General features: G+C 54.7%; 23 protein-coding genes. All 23 read left to right on the top strand.

Features of this window, described 5'->3' with window-relative positions; genetic code table 11:
- Positions 1-335: 335 nt before the first annotated feature.
- Positions 336-737 (top strand): phage holin family protein, encoded by a 402-nt coding sequence (locus OC597_RS24445; protein WP_112347593.1) that lies wholly within the window; start codon positions 336-338, stop codon positions 735-737.
- On the top strand, positions 724-1,164 hold the full coding sequence (locus OC597_RS24440) for a lysozyme (protein ID WP_112363775.1): 441 nt from the start codon (positions 724-726) through the stop codon (positions 1,162-1,164). The genes OC597_RS24445 and OC597_RS24440 overlap by 14 nt, the downstream gene beginning before the upstream one ends.
- Positions 1,161-1,544 (top strand): DUF2570 family protein, encoded by a 384-nt coding sequence (locus OC597_RS24435; protein ID WP_262210855.1) that lies wholly within the window; start codon positions 1,161-1,163, stop codon positions 1,542-1,544. Before OC597_RS24440 ends, OC597_RS24435 begins: the two co-directional genes overlap by 4 nt.
- Positions 1,429-1,695, top strand: coding sequence for an Rz1-like lysis system protein LysC (gene lysC / locus OC597_RS26715; RefSeq protein ID WP_456320472.1), 267 nt, complete (start codon positions 1,429-1,431; stop codon positions 1,693-1,695). The genes OC597_RS24435 and lysC overlap by 116 nt, the downstream gene beginning before the upstream one ends.
- Before the next feature lie 709 nt (positions 1,696-2,404).
- Positions 2,405-2,959 carry a terminase small subunit gene (locus OC597_RS24430; protein WP_012006463.1) on the top strand — a complete coding sequence of 185 codons (555 nt, stop codon included), beginning with the start codon at positions 2,405-2,407 and terminating at the stop codon, positions 2,957-2,959.
- The gene (locus OC597_RS24425) at positions 2,934-4,859 is read left to right on the top strand and encodes a phage terminase large subunit family protein (RefSeq protein WP_262210852.1); all 1,926 of its coding nucleotides are present in this window, start codon (positions 2,934-2,936) and stop codon (positions 4,857-4,859) included. The genes OC597_RS24430 and OC597_RS24425 overlap by 26 nt, the downstream gene beginning before the upstream one ends.
- Before the next feature lies 1 nt (position 4,860).
- Positions 4,861-5,067 (top strand): phage head-tail joining protein, encoded by a 207-nt coding sequence (locus tag OC597_RS24420; RefSeq protein ID WP_238387439.1) that lies wholly within the window; start codon positions 4,861-4,863, stop codon positions 5,065-5,067.
- Complete coding sequence (locus OC597_RS24415) at positions 5,064-6,665, top strand: phage portal protein (protein ID WP_122078189.1); 1,602 nt, start codon at positions 5,064-5,066, stop codon at positions 6,663-6,665. The genes OC597_RS24420 and OC597_RS24415 overlap by 4 nt, the downstream gene beginning before the upstream one ends.
- A gap of 19 nt (positions 6,666-6,684) precedes the next feature.
- Positions 6,685-7,986 carry a S49 family peptidase gene (locus OC597_RS24410; RefSeq protein WP_262210866.1) on the top strand — a complete coding sequence of 434 codons (1,302 nt, stop codon included), beginning with the start codon at positions 6,685-6,687 and terminating at the stop codon, positions 7,984-7,986.
- On the top strand, positions 7,983-8,309 hold the full coding sequence (locus tag OC597_RS24405) for a head decoration protein (protein WP_262210849.1): 327 nt from the start codon (positions 7,983-7,985) through the stop codon (positions 8,307-8,309). Before OC597_RS24410 ends, OC597_RS24405 begins: the two co-directional genes overlap by 4 nt.
- A gap of 66 nt (positions 8,310-8,375) precedes the next feature.
- Positions 8,376-9,404, top strand: coding sequence for a major capsid protein (locus tag OC597_RS24400; protein WP_122078792.1), 1,029 nt, complete (start codon positions 8,376-8,378; stop codon positions 9,402-9,404).
- 59 nt (positions 9,405-9,463) lie between these two features.
- Complete coding sequence (gene gpFI, locus OC597_RS24395; protein ID WP_122078196.1) at positions 9,464-9,874, top strand: DNA-packaging protein FI; 411 nt, start codon at positions 9,464-9,466, stop codon at positions 9,872-9,874.
- A gap of 9 nt (positions 9,875-9,883) precedes the next feature.
- Positions 9,884-10,252: a head-tail joining protein gene (locus tag OC597_RS24390; RefSeq protein WP_262210845.1), complete on the top strand. Its 369-nt coding sequence runs from the start codon at positions 9,884-9,886 to the stop codon at positions 10,250-10,252.
- Position 10,253: 1 nt separating this feature from the next.
- The gene (locus OC597_RS24385) at positions 10,254-10,916 is read left to right on the top strand and encodes a hypothetical protein (RefSeq protein ID WP_262210843.1); all 663 of its coding nucleotides are present in this window, start codon (positions 10,254-10,256) and stop codon (positions 10,914-10,916) included.
- A 7-nt stretch (positions 10,917-10,923) separates the two neighbouring features.
- Positions 10,924-11,478 carry a hypothetical protein gene (locus tag OC597_RS24380; RefSeq protein ID WP_262210841.1) on the top strand — a complete coding sequence of 185 codons (555 nt, stop codon included), beginning with the start codon at positions 10,924-10,926 and terminating at the stop codon, positions 11,476-11,478.
- On the top strand, positions 11,471-12,091 hold the full coding sequence (locus OC597_RS24375; RefSeq protein WP_316044876.1) for a phage baseplate assembly protein V: 621 nt from the start codon (positions 11,471-11,473) through the stop codon (positions 12,089-12,091). Before OC597_RS24380 ends, OC597_RS24375 begins: the two co-directional genes overlap by 8 nt.
- A 32-nt stretch (positions 12,092-12,123) precedes the next feature.
- Complete coding sequence (locus OC597_RS24370; protein ID WP_122078357.1) at positions 12,124-12,483, top strand: GPW/gp25 family protein; 360 nt, start codon at positions 12,124-12,126, stop codon at positions 12,481-12,483.
- Positions 12,458-13,372, top strand: coding sequence for a baseplate assembly protein (locus OC597_RS24365; RefSeq protein WP_262210838.1), 915 nt, complete (start codon positions 12,458-12,460; stop codon positions 13,370-13,372). Before OC597_RS24370 ends, OC597_RS24365 begins: the two co-directional genes overlap by 26 nt.
- Entirely contained in the window at positions 13,362-14,510 is a 1,149-nt protein-coding gene (locus OC597_RS24360) for a phage tail protein I (protein WP_262210836.1), read from the top strand. Before OC597_RS24365 ends, OC597_RS24360 begins: the two co-directional genes overlap by 11 nt.
- Positions 14,510-15,856, top strand: a complete 1,347-nt coding sequence (locus tag OC597_RS24355; protein WP_262210834.1) for a phage tail-collar fiber domain-containing protein — start codon at positions 14,510-14,512, stop codon at positions 15,854-15,856. Before OC597_RS24360 ends, OC597_RS24355 begins: the two co-directional genes overlap by 1 nt.
- Positions 15,853-16,581: a tail fiber assembly protein gene (locus OC597_RS24350; RefSeq protein ID WP_262210832.1), complete on the top strand. Its 729-nt coding sequence runs from the start codon at positions 15,853-15,855 to the stop codon at positions 16,579-16,581. The genes OC597_RS24355 and OC597_RS24350 overlap by 4 nt, the downstream gene beginning before the upstream one ends.
- A 52-nt stretch (positions 16,582-16,633) precedes the next feature.
- The gene (locus OC597_RS24345) at positions 16,634-18,175 is read left to right on the top strand and encodes a phage tail sheath C-terminal domain-containing protein (RefSeq protein ID WP_262210830.1); all 1,542 of its coding nucleotides are present in this window, start codon (positions 16,634-16,636) and stop codon (positions 18,173-18,175) included.
- Positions 18,172-18,678: a phage major tail tube protein gene (locus tag OC597_RS24340; protein WP_262210829.1), complete on the top strand. Its 507-nt coding sequence runs from the start codon at positions 18,172-18,174 to the stop codon at positions 18,676-18,678. The genes OC597_RS24345 and OC597_RS24340 overlap by 4 nt, the downstream gene beginning before the upstream one ends.
- Positions 18,679-18,710: the final 32 nt, after the last annotated feature.

Genomic DNA, 18,710 nt, shown 5'->3' with positions numbered 1-18,710 from the left:
GATCAACCCCCTGCAGTTTATGAAAGTGCCTGGTTCATGAGGCACGGAACAGTCTAGGAAACTAGGGTCTATTCAGAACACCGTACCTGCATACTCGCTGGCAATCTCTGTCGAGGGGCGTTGTTTTTCTGGTGTAGGCGCTCCGACGGTATCAGCAGCAGGAGACTCCTGGGAATTCAAGTATCCATTTTACTTGCTCGAAAGTTACGCCGACCAAGTAATTACTCAACATATTCCGGTTTCGCAACCGGCATAACCAAAATAAATCAATCCCGGCTTATGTCGGGATTTTTTTCATCACCCGGTACCGGGACAGAGCCCCGGAAGGGGGAGGTATGAAAATGCCCCACAATGACAATGCCTTCCTTGGCTGGTTGGCAAATCTCTATTCGAGCAATGCTAACTGGATAAACGGGATGGTGATTACATCGGCCTTGGCATTTGGGCGCGTCCTTTTCTACGGCGGTAAGATCCGCACAGCTTTGGTGGATGCATTACTCACCGGCCTTATAGCAGTGACTACTGTTCCTGTCCTATCCCCTTTATTAGTTCGGTCCATTGAGATGCTACCGGGCATGGGAGACGTGCTATCCAAAACTGAGACGATGAAAATCGAACTGTTTGTGTTCTCGGTGCTGGGGGTTATCGGTGCCAGGGTAATCCGCGAAGCGGCTATTTCACTATTGCAGCGCATCAGCGGCTTGAACAGGAAGGGGGTTAGTGATGCAGATAAGTAAAACAGGTATTGAGCTGATAAAGCGCTTTGAAGGTCTGCGACTTAAAGCCTATCAGGATTCGGTGGGCGTCTGGACGATTGGCTACGGATGGACACAGCCGGTTGATGGAAAGAAAGTCGGTCCCGGCATGCAGATTGATCAGGCAACTGCCGATCGGTTGTTGAAATGCGGCATTGTTCAGTTTGAACAGGGCGTTAATCAACTGGTGATGGTGAAAATCACTCAGGGCCAGTTCGATGCGCTGGTGAGCTTTGCTTATAACCTTGGATTGCGTTCGTTGAGCACTTCGACGCTGCTGCAAAAACTGAATGCAGGTGATAAGCAGGGCGCAGCTAACGAGTTCGGCCGATGGGTAAATGCTGGTGGCGTGAAACGTCACGGCTTGGTGACGCGTAGGGCGGCAGAACGTGAGTTGTTTTTGTCATGAACACCTCATTCAGTTTTCGAACGATGGCGTTCGGTTTGCTGCTGGTGGCGTTGATTGTTGCTGGCAGGTTGGCGTTCTACTTCCACGGTAATGCGGTAGAGGCTGGTGAGAAGGTTAGGCAGCAGAAAGAGGCGCTGGCGCAGCAGTCAGGACTGATTGCCACCATGCAGGAACAGGACGCCCGTAACCGCAAGCTGATGGCCGAACAGCAAAAGAATAATCAGCAACTGCGCCAGCAGGGTGAACGCTATCAGAGGGCATTACGTGAAGCACTTAAAAACGACAAATGTGGGAATAGTCCTATGCCTGCCGCTGTTATTGACCTCCTGCAGCAAAACGCTGCCACCGGTACCGAAACAGGTCGTGCTGCTACCGCCTGAGTCCGTATTCACCCCATGTGAGCAACCAACGCTTCAGGGTGACACCTGGGGCGATGCACTCAGCTACGCGCTGGCGCTGCAAACAGCTTTATCAATTTGCGCCGGCCAAGTGACCACGCTGAACCAATGGCGGCCGGCCGCCGAGAGATAACTATTTTTTCATAGATGCTTCGCACTTATCTCTGAGTCTTGCGTATGCATCAGGCAACATCGGTGCACCAGTCATAACGCGGTAGCTACGGCATTCAGGTGTCTCATCGGGGTATGGGTTAAAACTTTCTTGCTGCTTGTCAGAGCATCCCGCAATAGCTACGAGTGGTAAAACTACGGCGAGTAAAAACATCTTCATTGGCGCCCTCCATGACTATCGTAAAGAAAAGCAATCTTAGCAGATGTTTGTTACCGATGAATTAATCAGCAAATGGCTGAGGCCAACGGTAAGTGGTAACACAACATCTCTAACGACCCGCTACGGCGGGTTTTTATTGCCCATCACAGAGTGCCAAATCTGACGTTGCATAATGAGCTGTAACCAAAGCCATCACCCTGCACCTACCGCGCTCCTAGAGCATCGGCAGGCTGGTGGTTCTTTCTCGTCTCATAAGTAAGAATCACTCTCAATTTTACGGGTCCTTCCTGGAGCTGAAAACACCGAGGGGCGGGAGACGCGCGAAAAGTCGCTATTTATGAGCTTTTTGGACGCGGATCCCACTTCCTTCTCACTTAACACCTAACGCATTGTTTTTACTTAATTCACCTATAGCCAGAGCGGGAAGTGATCCTATCGAGATCCTCTCGATTTTCGGGAAATCACTTCCCGGTTAAAAAAATGTTAATAAAAAGGGGTTTCGGGGGGATTTATGAATGTAACAAAGGCACAACTGGCGGATCTCTTCGAAGTTTCAACGCGCACGATCACCACATGGCAATCGCAAGGAATGCCGGTAGTGGCCGGCGAGGGGAACGGCGGTAAAGGCGGGGAAAATACCTATTCGACAAAGGGCGTTATTACCTGGTACGCCGACCGCGAGGCCTCGCTAGAAAACGAGATATTGCGTAAAGAGCTGGACGCCCTGCAGCAAAGCGGGGATGAGGCCTTGCAGCCCGGCACTATCGATTATGAGCGCTACCGTTTAACCCGTGCTCAGGCCGACGGCCAGGAATTAAAGAATGCTAAAGACTCCGCCGAGGTAGTGGAAACCGGCTTCTGCATGTTTGTCCTGTCAAAGGTTGCGGGGGAGATTGCCGGCATTCTTGACGGCATTCCTCTCTCAATGCAGCGGCGCTTTCCTGAACTGGAAAATCGGCATATCGAATTTTTAAAGCGGGATGTGGTGAAAGCCATGAATAAAGCGGCTGCGCTGGATGAAATTCTTCCGGGGTTGCTGAATGAGTATATCGAACAAACGGATTGATCGGCTGCGTTATTGGGTTGCCGCCGGTCTGCGTTCGCTATTCCGCCCCGTTCCTATGACGGCGGTCGAATGGGCTAACGAATTTTATTACCTCCCCAAAGAATCCTCCTATCAAGAGGGGCGCTGGGAAACGATGCCGTTTCAGGTTGCGATCATGAACGCAATGGGGAGCGATGACATCCGGGAGGTAAACCTGATTAAGTCGGCGCGCGTCGGCTATTCAAAAATGTTGCTGGCCGTCGTGGCGTATTTTATCCAGCACAAACAGCGAAACGGGCTGTTGTGGCAGCCGACGGATGGCGACGCTGAAAATTTTATGAAGTCGCACGTCGAACCGACGATCCGCGACGTTCCCAGTCTCTTGGCAATGGCGCCCTGGTACGGAAAAAAACACCGCGATAACACGCTTTCGATGAAGCGTTTTTCGAACGGTCGGGGTTTCTGGTGCCTGGGAGGTAAAGCGGCAAAAAACTACCGTGAAAAATCGGTCGATTATGTTGGCTATGACGAACTGGCCGCCTTTGATGAGGATGTGGAGAAAGAGGGTTCACCGACGTTCCTGGGTGATAAGCGCATAGAAGGCTCAGTGTGGCCAAAGTCGATACGCGGATCTACACCGAAAATCAGGGGCATATGCCAGATAGAACGCGCCGCCAGTGAATCCGGGCATTTGATGCGTTTTCATGTGAAATGCCCACATTGCGGCGAGGAGCAGTTTTTAAAGTTCGGCGATCGTGAAACGCCATACGGTTTTAAGTGGGAATCAGGGAAGCCGAAGACGGTTTTTTATCTCTGTGAGCATAACGCCTGCGTGATACGCCAGCAGGAACTTAATTTTAGTGGTGCGCGTTATATCTGTGAAAACACGGGCCTTTACACGTCTGATGGCCTCCGCTGGTTCGAATCGACGGGGCAGGAGGTTGATCCCCCTGAATCAGTATCCTTTCACATCTGGACCGCTTACAGCTCGTTTACTACCTGGGCGCAAATCGTTAAGGACTTTAGAAAGACGAAGGGCGACCCGGGCAAGCTGAAAACGTTCACCAACACGACGCTAGGCGAAACTTGGGCCGAGGAAGTGGGGGAGCGGCCGTTACCTGAAACCCTGGTTGAACTGGCAGAACATTACCGGGCAGAGGTGCCCGATCGTGTGGTTTACCTCACTGCCGGCATTGACTCCCAGCTCGACCGTTACGAAATGCGTGTTTGGGGCTGGGCGCCAGGTGAAGAGGCATTCCTGATCGACCGCGTGATTATCATGGGGCGGCACGATGAAGAGGAAACGTTGCTGCGTGTTGATGAGGCCATCAACAAACAGTATCAGCTGGCCGACGGCACGATCATGACCATTGGCCGCGTTTGTTGGGACACCGGCGGTATCGACCAGACGATAGTTTATAACCGCTCGAAAAAACTGGGCCTCTTTCGGGTAATCCCGATCAAGGGCGCCAGCGTTTATGGGAAGCCAGTGGCCAACATGCCGCGCAAGAAAAACAGCCACGGCGTTTTTCTGACAGAAATCGGCACTGACGTCGCCAAAGAAGTCATTTACAGCCGCTACAAACTGGAACGCTCCGCTGATGGCTCCCCCGTTCCTGGGCTTATCCACTACCCGAATAATCCGGCGGTTTTCGACCTGACCGAAGCCGAGCAGATGACGGCAGAGGAACTCATAGAAAAATATGAGAAAGGGAAAATTAAATTGCTCTGGGACGCCAAAAAACGCCGAAACGAGGCCCTCGACTGTTTTGTTTATGCCCTGGCGGCTTTGCGTATCAGCGTTTCGCGCTGGCAGCTGGATTTGGATGTGTTACTGGCCAGCCGCCAACAATCACCGTCCGGCCAGCAGGCCAGAAATAATAATGACTTGGCCGCCCTGGCGGCTCAATTGGGAGGATAACGTGGCGACACTGGCACAATTGGAAGAAGCCCGAAAAGCCTTGCACGAACTGCTGACGGGTAAACGTGTGGCATCGATTCAAAAAGACGGGCGCGCCGTGACATTCACCTCCGCCACGTTAAACGAGCTGCGCGCCTATATCTCTGATTTAGAGGTTCAACTGGGGTTAGCCAGTCGGCGCCGTGGCCCGGTGGGGTTCGGGGTATGACTAAAAATCTAACTTTACTCGGCCCAGATGGCGCGACGCCGCTGCGTGAGTATGCCGGTTATACCGGTGGCGGTGTGGGCTTTGGTGGCCAAATTGCCGGCTGGCAACCGTCTTCACAAAGCGTAGACGCCGCATTACTGCCGCAATTTGAACGGGGGAACGCCCGGGCTGATGACCTGGTACGAAATAACGGCTACGCAGCCAATGGCGTGCAGTTGCACCAGGATCATATCGTCGGCTCATTCTTTCGCCTTAGCTATCGCCCAAACTGGCGCTATCTCGGTATCGCTGAGGAAGAGTCTCGGGCGTTTTCTGACGAGATAGAGGCGGCCTGGCGAGAGTACGCAGAGGACCCTGATTGTTGCCTGGACGTGGAGCGCAAACGTACCTTTACGATGATGATCCGTGAAGGCGTGGCCATGCACGCGTTTAACGGGGAGGTCTTTACCCAGCCTTGCTGGGATCGTGCTCCGCATCGACTGTTTCGCACCCAGTTTAAAATGGTCAGCCCCAAACGTATCCGAAACGCGCCCGGAGTGCTCGACAGCAAAACGCAGCGCGCCGGTGTTTCGCTGGACAAATATGGTGCCGCCATTGGTTACAACGTGGTGGATGACAGCTATCCGAGCTGGGGCACCCGCCGCGTTTCCTACGTGCCCCGTGAGCTGGCAAATGGTCGGCCGGCGATGATCCACATTTTTGAACCCCTGGAGGATGGCCAGACGCGTGGGGCCAATCGATTCTACAGCGTGATGGAGCAAATGAAGATGCTCGATACACTGCAGAATACGCAGCTGCAGAGTGCGATTGTTAAGGCGATGTATGCCGCAACCATTGAGTCGGAGCTGGATACAGAAAAGGCGTTTGATTACATCCTAGGGGCGGGGAACGTGAAAGGCCAGGAACCCCCTATGAATAAATTCCTGGAGCAATACCTGATTTATTACCAGGCCGCGCAAGTGAAGTTTGGCGGCGCGAAAGTCCCGCACCTGTTCCCAGGGGACAAACTGGAACTGAAAACCGCGCAGAACGCGGATAACGGCTATTCAGTCTTTGAACAGTCGTTACTGAGATACATCGCTGCCGGCCTGGGCGTGTCCTACGAGCAGCTTTCCCGTGATTATTCGCAGGTGAGTTATTCCAGTGCCCGGGCATCGGCTAACGAATCCTGGCGTTACTTCCTTGGTCGCCGCAAGTTTATTGCGTCACGCCAGGCGAGCATGATGTTTTCCTGCTGGCTGGAGGAAGCATTGATCCGTGGGGTGGTAAAAATGCCATCCCGCGCACGTTTCTCATTCAGTGAGGCGCGATGTGCCTGGAGTAATTCAGAATGGATCGGCGCCGGCCGCATGGCCATTGATGGCCTGAAAGAGGTGCAGGAGTCCGTCATGCTGATAGAGGCGGGCTTAAGTACCTTTGAAAAGGAATGCGGCAAGCTGGGCGAAGACTATCAGGAAATTTTCCGGCAGCAGGTTCGGGAGGCAGAAGAACGCAAGGCAGCCGGCTTAACACAGCCTGCGTGGGTGGCTGCAGCTTTTCAGGCTCAGCTGCAGAACTCAACACAAAACGAGGGAGGTCAGCGTGGATCAAGCGCGTAACTTGCCCCATATCGCCAGTATGGCACTCAATGAGCCGCTTTTATTAGAACCCGCCTACGCGCGGGTTTTCTTTTGCGCGTTGGGTAACGAGCTGGGCGTGGGGCGCCTGATAGATGGCACAACAAACACGGTCTTATCACCGCCGCAAATGACTGAATTAGCCGCGTCCTATGGTCCCGGGCGAGTGACTATCTCGGATAACGGCTATGACATCCAGGACCGGATCGCCATTGTCCCGATATCGGGGACGTTGGTCAGCAAGTCCGCCGCTTTGCGTCCGTACTCTGGCATGACCGGCTACAACGGGATTGTTTCCAGGATAACAGCGGCAATTAACGATCCCGGCGTTGACGGGATTTTACTTGATATGGATACCCCGGGCGGAATGGTCGCCGGCGGATTTGATGCGGCCGATATGATCGCCCGCCTACGTAATCAAAAACCGATCTGGTCATTGGCCAACGATATGAACTGCAGCGCCGGGCAGTTGCTGGCCAGCGCGTGCACTCGGCGCCTGGTCACGCAAACGGCTAAAGCCGGCTCTATCGGGGTGTTGATGGCCCACAGTAATTACGCCGGCAATCTGAAGCAAGCCGGCGTCGATATCACCCTTATTTTTGCCGGTGCTCACAAGGTGGACGGGAATCCTTGGGAAGCCTTGCCAAAGGAAGTCCGGGCAACATTTCAGGCAAAAATGAACGCCATCCGGCAATCCTTTGCGGACAAAGTATCGGGCTATACCGGTATTTCTGTTCAGGCGGTGCTCGATACCGAAGCGGCCGTGTATACCGGCCAGGAGTCGATAGACGTAGGTCTGTCTGATGAACTGGTTATCAACACCGATGCGTTAGCGGTCATGCGTGAGGCTATCAGTAACTCAAAAGTAACCCGGTCTATAGGAGGCCAAATGTCAGTAAATCAAACCCAAACCGTAGCGGATACGCCAACCGGGTCGGAAGTGGCCACAGCACAAACGGCAGCGGATCCGGCAGCGGCTCAGCCCGCAGGAAGTGTAACAGCGGCCGTTAATAATGCCATTCAGGCCGAAAATGCCCGCATCATGGGGATTTTAGATTGTGATGAGGCCAAAGGCCGTAGCGTCTCAGCGCGTGCCCTGGCAGCTACGCCAGGCATGACGGTAGAAAATGCCCAGCGCATTCTTGCCAGTATGCCGGAAAGCGCTCAGGCCCGGACTGAAACGGGACTTGATCGCCTGATGGCTGATTCTCCTGAAGCGCTGGGCCAGGGGAGCGGTGAAAACAAGGCGCAAGACGGGGTATCGCGTTTAGCGTCATTCTTAACGCAAGGGGAAAATGCATGACCGTAGAACAGCGTAATGATCATCGAGTTTTTGCCGGCAGCGATACGGCACACACCGCAAAGGCCAGCAGTGGGCTGACCAAGGCAACCTTGGCACTGACGCCTCTGATGCTTGCGGCCGAAGGTGGTTTACTGGTGGCCTGGGATGGCGCAGCGGCAGGAACGGCTATCGCCGTGTTGGCGCTACCACATGATGGCATCGCACCCTTGCTGACCTATTACAAGTCGGGGACGTTTGCTATTGAGGCGATCGCCTGGCCTGACGGTGTGACCGATCAGTTAAAACAAAATGCGTTTATTGGTACCGCCATCAGCGTTGCTTAAGACGGTTTCCCCCTCATAACTAAAGGCTGCCAATTGGCGGCCTTTTTATTACCAGAAGGAGGGCCTATGGGCCTGTTTACCACGCGTCAACTGATTGGCGTAACCCAGGACAAACTCAAGTTTAATGCGTTGTTCCTGAATCTGTTTTTTAAGCGTGAAATCACTTTCGATACCAAAGAGGTGATGCTGGACAAAATTACCGGTCGGGCGCCGATAGCCATGTACGTTTCTCCTCAGGTAGAGGGCAAGGTTTTACGTAATTTGGGGGGGATGACACGCACGCTAAAGCCCGGGTATGTCAAACCGAAACACCAGGTTACACCGGATATGGTCGTTGACCGTTTGCCGGGCGAGGACCCTGCAATGTTGGCGGATCCGGCGTACAGGCGTGAACGTGTTATTGCGCAGAATCTGAAACAGGAAGAGGAATCCATTGTTCAGGTTGAAGAAATGCAGGCTGTTCAGGCGGTATTAAAGGGTAAATATCTGATGGAGGGGGAGCAATTCGAGAAAGTTGAAGTCGATTTTGGTCGGAACCCTGCAAACAACATTATTCAGAGCGGCGCGGCGGCCTGGTCAAAACAGGACCAGGACACCTTTGACCCAACGTTTGATCTGGATATGTACGCTGACCAAAGTAACGGGGCCATCAATATTGCCGTGATGGACGGGTTGTCCTGGCGCGTCTTGAACGGGTTCAAGTTGTTCCGTGAAAAGATGGATACCCGTCGCGGGTCTAATTCTCAGCTGGAAACGGCGTTGAAAGACCTGGGGGCGATTGTCTCCTTCAAAGGCTATTACGGCGACCTGGCTATTGTTGTGACAAAAGGCCAATACGCGAAAGAGGACGGCAAAACAGCGCGCTATATGCCGGATAACACCATTGTGCTGGGGAATACGTTGGCTGATGGTATCCGCTGTTACGGCATGATCCATGATGCGGAATTTGTCGCAGAAGGGATCACCGTCGCTAAACGTTATCCGAAAAACTGGATCACAAAAGGCGACGTGAGCAGCGAATACACGATGACTCAATCCGCCCCGCTCATGGTGCTGCCAGAGCCTGACAATTTCGTTGTCATCACAATCGCATAACGCCGATTAATCAGGCAGGGGCTACGGCCCCTTTCCCCCTGTTTTAGAGAGAGAACACAATGGCTAATAAAGACGAGTTGATCACCAAGTTGGACGAGCTGGGTAAGGTGCTGGGCCGTGAGCTGAGCACAGAAGGGACTATCGCAGATCTGCAACTGCGGATCCGTGAAGCCGAAGAGGAAATCGAGGCTCTGGAGGAAGACGGCGACGGTACAGACGGTGGCACCGGTGGGGCGTCTGGTTCCGGTCCGTTGCTGCAGACGACCACCGAACAACGCCAGCCAATGGCGCCAAAATCAGAAGGCGAAATCGAGTGGGTACCGGTTCGCGTGCTGACGACGTTGCATATCAATGCATTGCATGAAACGCGAAATCAACCGGTGAAAATGGCGTATGCCGGCGATACGGTCCGCGTTCTGGCCTCGGACGTGGACGAGCTGGAAGACGCTGGCCACGCGACAGAGCTTTAAGGGGGCGGCATGGATGGGTTCGATAACCTTTTTGATGAGGCCCTTTTCGATGCTGACAGCCGAATTATTGAGGTGATGGGGCGGGAAATGGTGGTGTCTATCAATGGTGCGCCGACGCCTGTCCGTGCCGTTTTCGATGAGCCTGCCGCTGATACCTCCCTGCCTTATGGCGCCGCAACGGTTCAGGATGTCGCCCCTCGGCTATTTGTTAAAACGGCGCTGATTGCAGGCCTGAAACCGAAAGATCGGGTGGAGATTGGCGCAGAGTCCTTTTGGGTGGTGAAGGTCGGCCCGGACGACACAGGAACCTGTATTGTTACATTGGCGCGCGGAGTGCCAGGGAAGCCCGCGCCGGCGATCGACAAATGGAGTAAATGATATGGCCCGTGAAAGCCGATTGCGTCGAAATTTACCGATAGATATCGATCTGCAGGTACTGCAGCGAATAGCGGTTGCTGCCCGCGCCAATCATAAGCAATACCGGAATGCATATAGCAGGGCATTAAAGCGAACGGCGGTGACGGTGAGAAAGCGTGCCGTTGAGGTCATGAAAACAGGGATTGAACCTCGTAGCGCGGCGATTATTCGCCGTCGTCTATTGTCATTCCGGTTAACCAGAAACGGAGGCCTTGATGAGGCCAAGGTATGGTTTGGCCTTAATGCGATCAAAGTGAAGGATTTAAAGGGGAAGGTGAAAGGCCGTATGCGTCGTCGCCATGACCGTAGGGACCCAAATACGGGGCGTTTCATCGAAGCCCGGAAGCGCAGAAATACAGCCGCTGTAGGATTTGAGCCTAAAGGTGCTTTGCTATCGGCAAAAACATTCACAGATGGTGAAATCTCCCGTAGCAAGCGTGAGAATCGGCGCACAATCGTAATTCGGGACCCACAAACCCGGAGAGCAAAAGAGGCTGAAATTGATATTTACGCCCCTGTGCTGGATCACATCGAAGATTATGTGTTTTCAGACGTCGCAGATATCTTTTTCCATCACTTTGAAACGGATTTAAAAGGCCGTATTAAGGCACGGATCAACGTGTGAGGGATGTATGCCAAAACCGATTCTAATGGCCAGCTATCACGACGCGATATTGTCTGCGCTGCGCGAAATTGAGTGGGTAGTTTATGCCGATGATTACCCTGAAGTGGTCACGCAGTTGGAAACGCCAGCGGTGTATCTGTCTATTGCCGGCTGGGAAAAAACTGACGGCTCTGATGGCCAATTACGTGTTGAGTTTGAGCACGATCTTTTTGTTGTTGTTGACCGCTCCGTCACCAATGAAATCACAAAACCCCAGGTTTATATCCGCACGGCTGCCGCTGATCTTAGCCAATGGATAGAGGGCAAAACGTTTGGGCTTGAAGGGTTGGAGCCTGCGCAACTTGACCGGGTGGGACCCGATGATTTTGATTTGGCGCTGGATGATTATATCGTCTGGCGGGTTTCTTTTACCCAGGTGGCCGCTATGGGTGAAGATCCGTTTGAGTCGAAAGCCGGCCCGCTGAAAAAGGTATTTTTGGGCAAGGCTCCGAATATCGGCAGCGCGCACATTGACGACTATCGGCTGATCTACGAAAAAAAAGAGGACGCCGGCGATGAGTGATGACGCGTTATCAGACCTGCAGCGCCGGGTTGCCAATATGGTCCGCCGGGGAGTTATTCATTCGGTAAAGCATGGCCAGCAACCGACCTGCCGCGTCGAACTGGGCGACATCATCACAGCCTGGCTTCCTCTATGTATGGGGTTTTCAGGCGCAAATCGTACGGAGTCCAACCCCTGCGCAGTTGGGGACCCTGTGACCGTGTTATCTGAGGCTGGCGAACTGAATAACGGGCGAGTGCTTCCCGGCGGTAATACGGGAGTCATGCCGGCGCCAGAAGGCAGCGAGGCGGAGCACATCACCCGATACAGCGACGGCGGCGAGTTTCGCTACAACCGCGAAGACCACGCCTTTACGCTGGCACTGCCGGAGGGCGGCACCTATGAAATTATCGGTAAAGGGACGTTACGCGGGCCGGTAGAGATAACGGACACGCTGACGGTGAAAGGGAAAACGGAGCTGCAGGCGGATACTGCAGTCACCGGGGACCTGTCCGCCACAGGGAAAATCTCCGACGGCAAAAGCTCTCTGGACCGGATCCGGGAAATTTTCAACACCCACACACATCCCGATCCGCATGGCGGGAACACCGACAAACCGAACAACGAAATGTAACCCGCTCCGGCGGGTTTTTTTATGGGGGCAATATGCAGGGAGTTAATGCAGCCAACGGTAAACGCCTGGCGGATACGTCTCACTTGCGCCAGTCCGTCTTTGACATCCTGACCACGCCGATCGGTAGCCGCGTTCTGGTCCGGGATTACGGCAGCGATTTACTGGACCTGGTGGACAACCCCCAGGACGAAAGCACACGGGTGCATATCATCGCCGCCACGGCCAGCGCCCTGGCGAAGTGGGAGCCGCGTCTGCAGGTGAAAACGGTAGCGGTCCAGTTTGCCGGCGACGGGCAATTTGATTTGACGATTTACGGCATCAACACAGAAACGGGCTACCCGATCACTTTGGAGGAGTTAACGATAAATGGCGACCAATTCCGCGACGATTAACCTTTCAGAATTGCCCGTTCCTGACGCGGTGAAAGTCCCTGACCCCGCGCTGATTTTTGCCGGCTGGCTGGCGCGACTCCGCGAGCTGGACCCGGATTATGATGCCTTGCTGGAGTCTGACCCGGTGTTTAAACAAGGGGAGGTCCTGGCGTATCACTCAACACTGATCCGCCAGGGCATGAATGACTCTATTCGTGCGGTGCTGTTGGCCAGCGCCCAAGGGAACGACCTGGATCAGTTGGGCGCTAATTTTGATGTGTTGCGCTTGCTGATAACACCGGGCGACCCGAACGCCGTCCCGCCAGTGGCACCAGTCTATGAAGACGACGAGGCGTTTAGAACCCGGATACAACTGGCATGGTCCCGGTTAAGTACCGCCGGCGCCGAAAACACCTACACCTTTTTTGCCGCGTCTGCAGACCCTGACGTTTTAGATGTTCGGGCATACGGCCCCGAAGATCATCAACTGCTTGGCGAGGTGTATCTCTATGTGTTGTCCCGGACCAATGGGGGGATCCCGTCGGCGGAGGTGCTGAAAAAGGTTGCCGAAGCGGTCAATAAAAAAGAGGTCCGGCCGCTGACCGATTTTGTCACGGTGAAGCCGGCGGAAATGGTGGATTTTGAAGTCATTGCAGATATCCAAATCCCCTACGGCCCGGACACTAACACGGTGATGAAAGCGGCAGAGGATGAGCTGGCCAAGTACATGGCCATTGTTAACCGTCTCGGCCGGCTAGTGTCGTGCTCGGCCATTGACCGCGCATTGCATCAAGCCGGAATAGTGACGGTAAAACTCACTTCACCCGCTGCAGATATCAGCATGGCAATGGGGCAGGCGCCGCGATGCTCAAAAGTGACGCTGCGTAAGGTGATCATTAATGCCGAATAAATTTAAAACCCTCCTCCCGCCCAATGCCATCCCGGCAGAGCGCGCCCTGGAGCAGGCGACAATTGAGGAGGTGCTCTCTATCCCTGATCTGATCCGGATAGTGAAAAATCCGGCGTTGTGCCCTGTTGATCTGCTGCCGTGGCTGGCGTGGGAGTACAGCGTGGATACCTGGAACACGGATTGGACAGAGGCGGAGAAACGGGCGGCAATCGCCCGGGCGGCGTATATCCATCGGCACAGAGGGACCCGGGCGGCGATCGAAATGTCGCTATCCTCTTCACCGTTCGCCAGCGATGTAGTCGAGTGGTTCGAAAAAACGCCCCGGGGAGAGCCTTACACGTTCTCTCTCGATGTGACCCAGGACGACCGGCCGATCACGTTAACGGACGTGCAGGACCTGAAAAGCGCGGTAATGAAAGGTAAAAACCTGCGCTCCTGGTTCGATGTGTCGTTTAAAGGCAGCCTGGACGGTAAGGCGATTTTAGCCGGCTACATGATTGCATCTGAGTCATTCTCAATCATCCCTGTGTTTGAGTTTATCGGCGTACATATCAACGGCTGGATGACGTCGGAGTTTGCGCCTACGTCGTCGTTTGATGGGGCTGTTTACACGCTGGTAACGCAAGGCAACTTTGGCGCGATCACCTGGTACGTAACAGGCCCGGCGACGGTGGCCAGTGACGGAACGGTAACAATCACCGGTCCCGGGGCAGTCGCTATCACGGGGACAGATGCTCGTAACCGCTCGATCAGCCACGCAATCAACCCTGCTCGTTATCTTGTTCCCACGCCGGCAGATATTCAGCTTAGCCAGTCTGAGATGCCCGCGTTTATTGAAAAACAGGGCGGCAGAATGTGCCTGGTTGAGGATTTAATTCGTTGGCCACAAGCCGGCGGAACAAAGGTCCGCGAAATGGGGCATCTGTGGGGGGAGTGGGGAAACATGGCTGCCTACGGCTGGCGCAAGTTTTGGATGGGTTCAACCTCGGAGGAAGCCCGCTGGGTTACTGCTTCCCCGGGGAGTCCCTCAAATTACAGTCGGTTTGTGCGGTTAACCTCTGCGACAACCGGCAGCGTTTCGCCGTGGGACCCTAACGATTATTCGACGGCTGCAGTGATTGAAGAGGAGAAAAAATAATGGCCTCAGGATTAATTTTAACCGCCGTCGGCGCCGAGGCGATAGAGACGGCTTATCAGGCCGGTGAGGTGGTCACTATCCCGATCGTCGCGTTTGGTGATGGTGGCGGGGCCTCTGTGACCCCTGACCCTGCAGTAACCAAGCTGGTTAATAAATTTGGGGATGTGCCCTTTACGCAGGGGGATTCGGGTAGCGGCATGATTGCCGGCCAGGCAGTCATAAACGCCCGTGAATATCCAGGGAAAGTGGTCCGTGAGTTCGGGCTGATGAGTAGCGCCGGCGTTCTGATTGCCTATGGCGCCTATCCCGACAGCTATTTACCGGAGCAAAACGACTCCATCGTAAAAGAGCTGGTGATTAGCTTTGCCATGCCGCTGGTACACGCGGAAAGCGTGGTGCTGGAGATTGATCCGAATGTATCGGTGCTGACTATTGAAGAAGCAGACGGCCGTTATCTTTTCAGGAAGGGCGACACGGCGACGGGGGATCTCGGCGCCCCAATGTTCCAGGCAAACGGCACTAATGGCGTGCCGGAAGGCTCTGGCATGTATAAGGACCAATTAAACAACCGCGCCCCGTTTTATTCGCCTGACTATCAATGGCCAATTAATTCCGGGGGGGCTTATGTTCCCCTGGTGAAGGGGCGCTGTACGAGAAAGGCCAAGGGATGGCCAACGGCCGTTAGCTTTGGCTATATCATGCCCGGCGTTGATATGCACGCCCATCCGGTTATCCATGCAATTGGCGACAGTGGCCAGGAATGCATATGGGAGTTTGATACCCAAACCGGAGGCCTAAGAAGTAAAGCCGGGACGTTTGCAATAGAAGAACAGCAACCGATTGTGCCGCTGCCGTTTTCGGGTGATTCCCCGCCGCCTGGCCATGCATTAATGCTGGGGCAGGCTTTTGATAAAAACGCCTATCCGCGCACGGCGCAGGCGTACCCGTCGGGTGTTTTCCCCGACATGCGAGGCCGGACTATTTTGGGGAAACCGGATGATCGCGTCCCGTTATCGTTGGCTGATGGTGAGGTTAAGAGTCACGGCCACGGCGGTGAAGTGGCCGGTGCTGACCTGGGCAGTAAAGAAACGACGCAAGCCGGGGCATTTCAGCCAAAAATTCGCGGTTATCACTCAAACACTGCGATTGATGGCGGCTGGAGTGAACGGTTTTCATTTGAATTAGGCCGAGATTTATCAGACTTCCCTCTGGTAGAGGCAACACCCAATCACTCCCACTGGGTAGATATTGGCCAGCACGGCCACGGCCTGCGTATCGATGCGTTCGGTGCAGCAAGAAACACCGTTGATAACATTGCATTTAACTACATTGTGAGGCTGGCATGACAGAGAGCTTTGAGTTTTCGGATATTCCCCGTTGGGTATGGGTTTACCGCTTTGACGATGCCGGCATTTTTACCGGCTCCCTCAATTTTTACGTAGCACCGCACACGGGACTACCGGCGAATTGCACCCCGTTGAAGTGTAACCCGAAGGCGGGCCAGGCGGGCGTATGGGATGGCACAAGCTGGACGTATATTCCCGATGTGCGCGGATCAACCTATTGGGATCAGCGTGGAAATCAGTTTGTCATGATGGAGCTGGCCGCGCTGCCTGAATGGGCCGTAACCGCCGCGCCGCCGGCTGCAGAACCTGGCCATGCAGTTTTGCATACGGGCGACGGCTGGCAGCAAATTGAAGACCGATCAGGGCAGACCTACTACACCGCCGACGGTCGCCCCCAGGCAGTGCCCGACCCCTATTTTATCTTGCCCCCTGACTGCACCTTTACGCCGCCGGCAACGCCCTGGGACCAGTGGGACGGTGAGCAGTGGGTAACAGATACCGATGCCCAACAGCGGGCCGCTGTAGAGCAAGCCGCGCAAATCCGGCAGCAGTTGCGGCAGCAGGCAGATCAGCAGATTGAATTGCTTAACGACGCTGCAGAGACAGGAATGAGCGAAGAGGGCGACGATCAACGCCTGGCCAACTGGAAAAAATACCGCGTGCTGTTAAGCCGTGTTGATATCGGCCAGGCCCCCGATATCCCCTGGCCCGCGCTGCCAGCCTGATAAAACAACCCCCTGACCGCCGCCGGCGGTTTTTTTATGCCTGGAGATAACAATGGCAGATTTACATGGTGTGGAAACAATAGAGCTGAATATCGGCTCGGTAGCCGTGACAACCATTCAGACCGCGATTATCGGGCTGGTGGGTACGGCGCCAAACGCGTCTAAAGGGACGGCAGCAAGCCGGACCACGGGCACCCCGTTACTGGATAATGAACTGACGTTTAACGCCTTGGAGCCGGGGCGCCTGGGCAATCAATACAGCGTTAAGGCGGTTGCCGGCGCTGCAGAGGCGAAAACCTCGGCCAGTTACGCGGCCGGGGTGCTGTCGATCATCCTGGGCGCAGATACTGAGGGCGTGATAACCGCGACCGCTGGCGAGGTGGCTGCAGCGGTGAAAGCCGTGGCCGATAGCAAAATCATTGCCGTTGAAACCACGGCCCCGGGGATTGTGGCGCCATTCACAGCCCTGTTAGCCGGCGGGACCGATGAGCCGTTTCCGCTGAATACGCCGGTGGCCGTGATTGGCGGCACCCAATTAAGCGCCCTCGGCGCTGGTGGCACCCTGGGCGAGGCGATCACGGACATCACCGACCAAACGAACGCGTTGATCATCGTCGTGCGTGCGGCGGATAAAGCGGAAGGTAAAGCCGCTGCCGTACTCAGTACGGAGAAGGGTGTGAAGTTAACGACCGAAGGCGGGGCGAAATTGCTCACAGAGCAGACGTTTTCGGTGGATCCCGACGTGCGGGCCAGTCTTATCGCCGCTATGGCTGCCTGGTCATTAAGCGAATCTGTCACCAGTTACCGGCCGCGCATTTTGATTGCTCCGGGTTTCAGTGAAGACGATGCGATCGGGAAGGCGCTGGAAACGGCCGCAAACAAATTGCGCGCGGTGACTTATGTTGATTGTGAATCGATGGCCACGGCTCAGGAGGTTGTGACCCGCCGCCAAATGTATGGCGCCCGGGTGGAACTGTTACGCCCGCGCGTCTCGAAAGTGAAAGCCAACGGTGAAATCACCTTTCGCCCTTATTCCGCGTCGGCTGCCGGCCTGCGCGCGCGGATTGACTTAGAAAAGGGCTGGTGGTGGAGCAAGTCCAATCAGGCGATCGCGAACATCCTCGGCGTTGAACAAGTGGACGAGTTTATCCTCGGCGATCGTAACTGCCAGGCCAACTTATTGAACATGGAAAACGTCACGACCATTATCCGCCGTGATGGTTTTCGGCATTGGGGCAACCGCCTGTGTATCCAGGATCCGCAATGGCAGTTTGAATCAGTGCGCCGTACTGCAGACGTTATCGAGGACAGCATCCAGGAGACGGCCTTGCTGTACGTCGATCGGCCGCTCGACCTGGAGAACATCGATGACATCCTGGGCACGATTAACTCCTATATGCGCACGCTGACCAAGCTCAAAGCCATTTTTGGCGGGCGCGCCTGGCTGGATGAGGAACTGAACACCGCCGAAACGCTGGCGGCCGGTGAGGTCTATATCGATTATGACTTTGGGCCGAAATCACCCACTGAACGGATCACGATGCGGGTTCGCATTAACAACCAATATGCAGTAGAGGAGCTGGGGACGGTATGAGCGATAAAGCAACGGTAAGAGCCTGGACATTTTTCGCCGGCGGTTTTCGTATCCAGGGCGCGCATGAGTACACGCCGCCGGAGCTGTCGATCGTTAAAACAGACCTGCGCACCGGCGCGCAGGATGCCCCCACGCCGATGGACGACGGCATGGAAGCGTTAATCTGCCAGATCAAGTTTTACGGCATCGATACGGATATGCTGACCCGATTTGGTTTTGTGACGGGTAATCGCAATCGCTTTGCGGCCTACGAGGGCTATCTCAGTAACGGCCGGGCGCTGGGTTCGATTGACGAGATAGAGGGATTTGTCTCGAAAATTACGCCGGATGCCCGCGATAACCAGGCACTGTCAGAAAAGGCCACCACGGTCGAAATCGCGATCAATTACTACAAACAAACGTTTGAAGGCCGCGAGCTGTTCGAAATCGACACGGAGCGCTTTATTCGCCGTGTGAATGGCGTAGATCAGTTGCGCGGCATCGCCGCCAAAATCCGCCTTTAATCCTTAATCACCCTTGCTATCAAGCGGCCCAC

Source organism: Serratia proteamaculans (genome assembly GCF_946227095.1).
Classification (GTDB): Bacteria; Pseudomonadota; Gammaproteobacteria; order Enterobacterales; family Enterobacteriaceae; genus Serratia; species Serratia proteamaculans_E.
This window is presented reverse-complemented; position numbering and strand designations above follow the sequence as displayed.